At 71.2% G+C, this 7,715-nt stretch carries 7 protein-coding genes; 5 read left to right on the forward strand and 2 right to left on the reverse strand.

What is annotated here, in order from left to right; all coding sequences use genetic code 11:
• Nucleotides 1–65 precede the first annotated feature (65 nt).
• Nucleotides 66–2,096, reverse strand: coding sequence for an AAA domain-containing protein (locus H5407_RS20105; RefSeq protein WP_183106279.1), 2,031 nt, complete (start codon nucleotides 2,094–2,096; stop codon nucleotides 66–68).
• Nucleotides 2,093–2,725, reverse strand: a complete 633-nt coding sequence (locus H5407_RS20110) for a TetR/AcrR family transcriptional regulator (RefSeq protein ID WP_183106280.1) — start codon at nucleotides 2,723–2,725, stop codon at nucleotides 2,093–2,095. Before H5407_RS20110 ends, H5407_RS20105 begins: the two co-directional genes overlap by 4 nt.
• Nucleotides 2,726–2,864: 139 nt before the next feature.
• Between H5407_RS20110 and H5407_RS20115 the strand changes: the two genes are divergently transcribed.
• From H5407_RS20115 to H5407_RS20135, 5 genes are all read left to right on the forward strand, one after another.
• Entirely contained in the window at nucleotides 2,865–4,184 is a 1,320-nt protein-coding gene (locus H5407_RS20115; RefSeq protein WP_183106281.1) for an NAD(P)/FAD-dependent oxidoreductase, read from the forward strand.
• On the forward strand, nucleotides 4,181–4,954 hold the full coding sequence (locus H5407_RS20120) for a DUF1365 domain-containing protein (protein ID WP_183106282.1): 774 nt from the start codon (nucleotides 4,181–4,183) through the stop codon (nucleotides 4,952–4,954). Before H5407_RS20115 ends, H5407_RS20120 begins: the two co-directional genes overlap by 4 nt.
• Complete coding sequence (locus H5407_RS20125; RefSeq protein ID WP_183106283.1) at nucleotides 4,951–6,222, forward strand: cyclopropane-fatty-acyl-phospholipid synthase family protein; 1,272 nt, start codon at nucleotides 4,951–4,953, stop codon at nucleotides 6,220–6,222. Before H5407_RS20120 ends, H5407_RS20125 begins: the two co-directional genes overlap by 4 nt.
• Nucleotides 6,219–6,815 carry a chalcone isomerase family protein gene (locus H5407_RS20130; RefSeq protein ID WP_404935647.1) on the forward strand — a complete coding sequence of 199 codons (597 nt, stop codon included), beginning with the start codon at nucleotides 6,219–6,221 and terminating at the stop codon, nucleotides 6,813–6,815. Before H5407_RS20125 ends, H5407_RS20130 begins: the two co-directional genes overlap by 4 nt.
• Nucleotides 6,816–6,822: 7 nt before the next feature.
• Nucleotides 6,823–7,715: MFS transporter (locus H5407_RS20135; protein WP_183106284.1), on the forward strand; the 893-nt coding region annotated here is incomplete at its 3' end.

The following is a 7,715-nucleotide window of genomic DNA, read 5'->3' on the forward strand; positions in this document are numbered from 1 at the left end:
CGTGCGGTGCCGGCCTTTTTTTGTTTCACGCTGAAACAGCCTGCGCCCTGCCTGGCACTGTCGCGTCAGAGGGCGGATCGGGCCCTGGCTCGCCAGAAGTCGGCGTCCAGGGGCAGGGCGGCGCCGCTGCGCTCATTGACCAGCCACAGCTGGCGGCCGTCCGGGCTGAGTCGCTGGACCTCTCCGGTGACACGGCCGGCGCTGACCCGCTGGCCCAGGGCATTGCGCGGGAAGTCCGGCGCCGCGGCCAGGGCCTGCAGCGGGATGATGGTGCGGCTGTCGCCGGCCAGTCGCAGTCGCTGCACGAGCGGTGCCAGCAGCGGGCTGGCGGCATCCGCGTCGGAGAGGTACAGCAGCACCTTGGCCTGTGCGCGGCTGAGGGCCACGTTGAGCAGGCGGCGGGCGTCCTCCGTCTGCAGAAAGGGAAGGTTGGCGTCCACCGGGTCGAAGAAGACGACCGGCGCCTCGCTGCCCTGTGCCCGGTGCACGGTGCTGACCCGCACGCCGGCTTCCTCCGCGATGCCCCGGGCCTGCAGGCAGCGGCGCAGCAGGGTGCGTTGGGCGCGGAAGGGTGTCAGGACCACCAGATCGCGCGGCAGCCAGTGGCCGCTTTCCAGGGCCTGGGCGACTGCGTCCGCCACAGCCTCGGCGGAGGCAGGCCGCTGCGGCCCGCGGTCCTGGGCTGACCAGCGCCCGGGGCCCTTCACAGGCAGCAGCCGGACATGGTCCGCGGCCGCCAGGTCCGCCAGCGGTCGTTGCCGGCGCGCCAGCCACTCGGGCGATTGCAGCGCGTCCGCGGCGACCCTCAGCGCCCCCTCGTAGAACACCTCGCTGACCAGCGTGCAGATGGGGGGGGCCATGCGGGACTGCTCGTCCAGCAGCACGACGGCCGGGCCCTGGCGCGGCATCTCGGCGAAGGCGGAACGCCCCAGCCAGCGCTTTGCGGCAGGCTCGCGGCTGCGCAGCACTGGCGCCAGTTGCTGCGGATCGCCCGCGAACAGGGCCGCCGCGCCCAGGGGCATCAGCAGCAGGGTCTGGGCCAGGCTCAGCTGGCTGGCCTCGTCGAAGACCAGCAGGTCGAAGGGCGTCTCGCCCCTGCCGCCGCCGTCCAGCGAGCGCAGCAGGGCCAAGCTGGCCGTCGCGCGGCTGGCTGTCATGGCCGCCAGCCGGGCCTGGCGCAGGGCGCGGCGGGTGTCGGCGTGCAGCTGCTCGCGCAGCGCGGCAAGACGGTCGCTCCAGGTTTTCAGTGCCAGGGCGTCCCCGCCGTGCGGGCGGGACGACTCCAAGCGGCTCAGCGTGGCCAGCAGGGCCGGGTCGGTGCCCGGCAGCAGGTGCTCGCGGCCCTCGTAGGCGCTGGGGTCGAAGCGCGTGCCCAGGCGTTGCAGGCTGGGGCGCAGGGCTTCGCGCCGGCCCTTCAGCAAGGCCTTGTCGACGGCGACCAATGCCTGGTCTACCGCCTGGTTGGTGCTGGAGACCAAAAGGATGCGGGCGCCGGGACGGCTGTCGAGGTACTCGGCCAGCAACACGCCCAGGGTGGTGGTCTTGCCGGTGCCGGGCGGGCCCCACAGATAGGCGCAGCGCTGGCCGGGCAGGGCCTGCAGGGCGTGACGCTGCGCCTGGCGCAGCCAGCGAAACGGGGTGCCGTTGAGGGCCGGGCCTGCCGGCGCCGGCGCCGGGCGCGAGAGCAGGGGGCGCAGCGCGAGCGCGGCCTCGGCCCAGGGGGTGTCCCAGGCAGCCTCGACCAGGGCCTTGAGGAAGCGCGGCGGATACAGGCGGATCAACTGGTCCGGCCCTGGTGGCGCGCAGCTGGCGTTCTGTAGCACCAGTTGGTCCTCCTCCACCCGAAGAGCCAGCACACTGGCATGGCCCTTGGCGGGCGCGCCCCACCAGGCGGAGGCGCCCTCCAGGCTCTCGTCCAGCAGACCCAAGGCGGCGGTCTGGCCGGGCGGCTGGCCCTCGGCAAAGACATAGCCCGGCTCCAGCGTCACGCGCCACAGCGCGCCCTCGCGCTCGCTGCGAAGGACCTTGAAGTCGTAGTACTCGGGCGTGGCGGCCAGCTCGGCGGTCAGGGCGGCCCGCAGGTCGGCCAGACTCACCGTGCAGGCGTGCCCAGGCCCTGGAAGGTGCTGGCCATGACCCAGTCGATGATCTGGGCGTGGGTGTACTGGCCGGAGTCCTTGAGCAGTCCCACGACCGGGTCGCAGGCGCGGGCGAAGAGGGTGTAGAGCACCATCTCAGGCGGGAACTGGGCCTGGATCTGCCCGCCGGTCTGGGCCTCGGCGATCCAGATGCTCAGCCGGTTGCTGAGCGACAGCAGGCGGTCCATATAGTCGTCGTTGGACTGCAGGGAGGCACTGAGGCTGGAGTTCTGGGCGGGCAGGGAGGGCATCTCGCCCTCCAGCTGCGTCTGCATGGCCCAGCGGGTGACGGCCTCCAGCTGGGCCCGGGCGCTGATGGGCGCGGCCGAGTTCGTGGCCTGCTCCCGAAGCCCGTTCACAAAGGCCAGGGCCCGATCCAGCACGGCCACCATGGCAGCCCCCGCCAGCTCCTCCTTCGAGGCGAAGAGCTTGTAGAGGCTGGCTTTGGCCATGCCTGCCTCGGCGGCCACCTCGTCAACGGTCATGGCGTCATAGCCTTTGGTCGCCAGCAGGCGGTTCACGGCTGTGACGATGGCTTCCTGGCGCATGCGCTGCACCTGCTCACGGATCGAAGGTCGGGCTCCCATGCCTGCATTCTAGACCGTTTGGGCTGTGAAAAATACCCGATAGTGCAAAATGGAGACTGACGAGTTATATTGTGAACTCATGAGTTCATTCATTGGCCGACCGGGTCCAGCCGGTGGCCCTGCAACAGGGAGCAGGCCCATGCGACGCATCGCAGTCATTGGTTCCGGGGTGGCGGGTCTGGCGGCCGCCTGGCGCTTGAGTGCGCCGGGTGAGCCCCATCGCGTGACCCTGTTCGAGGCCGACGGCCACTTCGGCGGCCATGCCCACACGGTGGACCTCCGCCTGGACGGCATCAGCCACGGCGTGGACACCGGATTCCTGGTCTTCAACCACCGCACCTACCCGTTGCTGACCGAGCTGTTCCGCACCCTGGGGGTGGAGACGGCGCCCTCGGACATGTCCTTCTCCGTGCAGGTGCCCAAGGCCGAGGGGCGAGAAGGGCTGGAATGGAGCGGCAGTTCGCTCAACAGCGTCTTCGCGCAGCGCCGCAACCTGCTGCGGCCGGGCTTCTGGCGCCTCCTGGCCGAAATCCTGCGCTTCAACCGCCTCTGCACCGAGCTGGCCCTGCACGGGGACGAAGCCCGGCTGGACGGTGCCATCGGGGACTTCCTGGCCGAGCACCGCTTCGACCGCGCCTTCCAGGACCACTACCTGCTGCCCATGGTGGGCTGCATCTGGAGCTGCCCCACGGACCAGATGCTGCGCTTTCCCATCCGCACCCTGATCCGCTTCTGTCACAACCATGGGCTCATCCAGATCCAGGACCGCCCGCAGTGGCACACCGTGCGCGGCGGCTCGCGCCAGTATGTGCGCCAGCTCCTGCAGCGCCTGGCCGACGCACGCCTGAACACGCCGGTGCTGGGCGTGCAACGCCAGGCCCACGGGGCGCGGGTGCTGACGGTGCAGGGGGCCGAGTCCTTTGACGCCGTGGTGCTGGCCTGTCATACCGACCAGGCACTGGCCCTGCTGGGCGACGATGCCTCGCCCGAGGAGCGCGCCCTGCTCGGCGCCATCCGCTACCAGCCCAATGAAGCCGTGCTGCACATCGATGCGTCCGTACTGCCGCGCCGCCGCCTGGCCTGGGCCGCATGGAACTACGAGCGTGCGGCCGAGGCCGGCCGCGAGGGTGCCCAGGTCTGCCTGCACTACCTCATCAACCGGCTGCAGCCGCTGCCGTGGTCGCAGCCGGTGCTGGTCTCGCTGAACCCGGTGCGGCCCATCGACGAGCGTCTGGTCCACCGCCGCATCCGCTATGCCCACCCGGTGTTCGACCGGGCTGCGATGCAGGCCCAGGGCCTGTTGCCCCAGCTGCAGGGCCAGCGCCACACCTGGTTCTGCGGGGCCTGGAGCGGCTACGGTTTCCATGAGGACGGCCTGCGCTCGGGCCTCGAAGCGGCCGATGCCGTGGTGGCGAGCCTGGCCCGGCGCGACGCCGCGGTTGAGCGGGGGGTGGCATGAGCCCGGCTTGCGCCCAGCTGGGCCTGGGGACCGTGTGGCACCGACGTCAGCGGCCGGCACGGCATGCCTTCCACTACCCCAGCTACTTTCTGCACCTGCCGCTGCGCCAGCTGCGTGCGCAGCCCTGCGAGGCCCTGCGGCGCAACCGCCGTGGCCTGCTGAGCTTCCATGACCGCGACCATGGCGACGGCGGCAGCGACGCCCTGGCCTGGTTCGACCGCCTGTTGCTGGCCGAAGGCATCCATGAGGCCACCGGCGAGGTCTGGCTGCAGACCTTCCCTCGGGTGCTGGGCTATGCCTTCAAGCCCGTGAGCTTCTGGTATGCCCATCGAGAGGATGGCCGTCTGGCAGCCGTTGTGGCAGAGGTCAACAACACCTTTGGTGAGCGTCACATCTACCTGCTGGCCGGTCCGCAGCTGGACTTCAGCCGGAGTCAGTCGGCGCGCAAGGTCTTCCATGTCTCGCCCTTCTGTCGTGTCGAAGGGGACTACAGCTTTCGCTTCGACCGCCGCCTGGATGCGGCGGGCCGTCCCGCCTGGCTGCGCGCCGCGGTGGACCTGCACGATGCGCACGGCCTGCTGCTGCAGACCAGCCAGGCCGGCCTGCTGCAGCCCCTGACGCCCCAGGCGGTCCGCCGTGCCTTCTGGGGCTTGCCGCTGATGACCTTCGGCGTGGTGTTGCGCATCCACTGGCAGGCCCTGCGCCTCCTGTGCAAGCGCGTGCCCTTCTTCTCCAAGCCATCCGCCCCGTCTGAACTGGTGAGTCGATGACCATGAGCCAAGAAACCCTCCTGAATGCCTCGGCCCCGCCTGTTCGCGCGGCCATTCCCGCCTCGGCCCGGCGCGTGCTGCGCCTGCTCCAGCGCCTGCCGCAGGGCCAGCTGAGCCTGCAGCTGCCTGACGGCGAAGCGCTGCTGCTCGGCCGGCCCGCGCCGGCAGGCGATGCGCCGCTGCGGGCGCAGCTGGTGGTGCAGGACTGGCGGGTCTTCGAGCGCACGGTCAAGTCCGGCGACATCGGCCTGGCCGAGAGCTATATCGAAGGCCAATGGGACACGCCCGACCTCGCCGCCCTGCTGCGCCTGTGCATCGTCAACCGCGGGCATATCGAGCAGCTGGTCTACGGCCGCTGGTGGGGCCGCCTGCTCTACCGCCTCAAGCATCTGCGCCAGCGCAACTCCCGCACCGGCAGCGAGAAGAACATCCATGCCCACTACGACCTGGGCAATGACTTCTACCGCCTCTGGCTGGATCAGGGCATGAGCTACAGCGCCGCCTGGTTCGAGGGCCGCAATCCGCGCGAGGTGACCCTGATCGATGCCCAGGAGGCCAAGCTGCGCCGCGCCCTGCGCGAGGCCGGCGTGGCGCCTGGAAAGCGCGTGCTGGAGATCGGCTGCGGCTGGGGCGGTCTGGCCGAGCTGGCGGCGCGCGAGTTCGGCGCCCAAGTGATGGGCGTGACCCTGTCCCGCGAGCAGCTGCAATGGGGCCTCCAGCGCATCGAGGCCGCCGGCCTCGATGCGCAGGTGGACCTGCGCTACCAGGACTACCGCGACCTGCCGGCCCGGCATCGCGAGCAGCCCTTCGATGCCATCGTCTCCATCGAGATGTTCGAGGCCGTGGGCCATGAGTACTGGCGCGGCTACTTCAAGGCGCTGTGGGACTGCCTCAAGCCCGGCGGTCATGCCTGCATCCAGAGCATCACCCTGCGCGACGATCTCTTCCCGCGCTACCTGCGCTCGACCGACTTCATCCAGCAGTACATCTTCCCCGGCGGCCTGCTGCCCAGCCCCTCGGCCTTCGAGGCGGAGGCGCGCCGCGCCGGCTTCGTGGTGGAGAACCGCCTGGCCTTCGGGCGCGACTATGCGGAGACCCTGCGCCGTTGGCATGCCGATTTCCTGCAGGCGCTGCCGCAGGTGCGCGCCCTGGGCTTCGATGCGCGCTTTGAGAAGATCTGGACCTTCTACCTGGCTTACTGTGAAGCCGCCTTCGACACCGGCAGCACCGACGTGATGCAGTTCACCCTCAGGAAGCCCGCCCCATGACCCACCGCCGCCTGCACCGCCGTGCGCTGTGCGCGGCCCTCTGTTCCTTGCCCTGGATGCTTATGGTCACTCCTGCCTCTTCCGCTCCCCAGCCAGCTGCCGCCGGACCTGCCACGCCCGCCATGCCAGAGGAGCTGCAGCCCCTGCTGCCCGGCGCCCAGCTGCGCGGCAGCGGCGTGTTGCGCTTCTTCGGCTTGCGCGTGTACGAGGCCCGGCTGTGGACCACGCCCGCCTTCTCCGCGGAGGACTACGCCAGCCAGCGCCTGGGCCTCGTGCTCAGCTACGACCGGCGGCTGGAGGGCGCGGCCATCGCCGATCGCTCCATCGCCGAGATGCGCCGCGTGGGCGCCTTCAGCGAGGTGCAGGCACAGCAGTGGCTGATCCTCATGAAGCAGGCCTTCCCGGATGTGAAGCCCGGCGACCGCCTGCTGGGCTGGCATGACGGCCAGGGCGGCGTTCGCTTCTACTACAACGGCCGGCAGACCGCGGAGCTGTCGGACCCGCTGTATGCGCGTCTCTTCTTCGGCATCTGGCTGGCGCCGCAGAGTTCGGCGCCGGCGCTGCGCCAGTCGCTGCTGGGCCTGCCTGGCTGAGATGAGCATGGCTGCGGTCCGCCCTCCGCACGAGCTGACGCCCAGCGGGCCGCACGATGCGCTGCTTCCCTGGCGACAGGGCCTGGCCTATGGCGCGCTGGCGCTGCCGTTGGCCTTTGTGTCGCTGCCGCTGTACGTGAGCCTGCCGCACCACTACGCCACGCAGGCCGGCGTGCCGCTGACAGTGCTGGGCAGCACGCTGCTGGGCCTGCGGGCCCTGGATGCGCTGATCGATCCCTGGCTGGGCCGGCGGGCCGATCACCGGCTGCGGCAAGGGGCGCCCAGCGCCTGGCGGGCCGCCGCGCTGATGGCCCTGGTGCTGGCCATGTCCTTTGCGGCGCTGTGGCAGCCGCCCGCGGGCGAGTGGCCGCGCGCCTGGGCCTGGCTGGTGGCCAGCCTGGGCGTCTGCACCCTGGCCTTCAGCGCCCTGAGCCTGCTGCACCAGGGCTGGGGCACGCGCTGGGGCGGCAGCGTGGCCTGGCGCACGCGCGTCACCGCCTGGCGCGAGGGCGCCACGCTGCTGGGGGTGCTGGTGGCCAGCGGCCTGCCCTGGTTGCTGGGCACGGGCGGCACCAGCTTCGCCCTGGCCGGTGCCTTGGCCCTGGGCCTGTGGGGCCTGTGGACGCTGACCGCCTCAGCGCCGCCCTTGGCGCCCCCGGCCTGCGTGGCGGCCCGTCCCGCCGCAGGCCGAGCGCCGCCCTCACCGTGGCGGCAGGCGGACTTCCGCCACCTGCTGGCCGTCTTCCTGATCAATGGCACGGCCAGTGCCATCCCTGCCACGCTGCTGCCCTTCTTCGCCAGTGACCGGCTGATGGCCACGTCATGGCAGCCGGCCGTGCTGCTGGCCTATTTCGCGGCCGGGGCCGTGGGCCTGCCGGCCTGGGCGGCGCTGGCCGGCCG

The organism is Mitsuaria sp. WAJ17 (genome assembly GCF_014174515.1).
Lineage (GTDB): Bacteria > Pseudomonadota > Gammaproteobacteria > Burkholderiales > Burkholderiaceae_C > Roseateles_B.

Excerpts from the sequence above, each read along its gene's own strand:
- H5407_RS20130 (WP_404935647.1), top strand. The coding sequence starts at position 6,219 with ATGACCCACCGCCGCCTGCACCGCCGTGCGCTGTGCGCGGCCCTCTGT.
- H5407_RS20120 (WP_183106282.1), top strand. The coding sequence starts at position 4,181 with ATGAGCCCGGCTTGCGCCCAGCTGGGCCTGGGGACCGTGTGGCACCGA.
- H5407_RS20110 (WP_183106280.1), bottom strand. The coding sequence starts at position 2,725 with ATGGGAGCCCGACCTTCGATCCGTGAGCAGGTGCAGCGCATGCGCCAG.
- H5407_RS20115 (WP_183106281.1), top strand. The coding sequence starts at position 2,865 with ATGCGACGCATCGCAGTCATTGGTTCCGGGGTGGCGGGTCTGGCGGCC.
- H5407_RS20125 (WP_183106283.1), top strand. The coding sequence starts at position 4,951 with ATGACCATGAGCCAAGAAACCCTCCTGAATGCCTCGGCCCCGCCTGTT.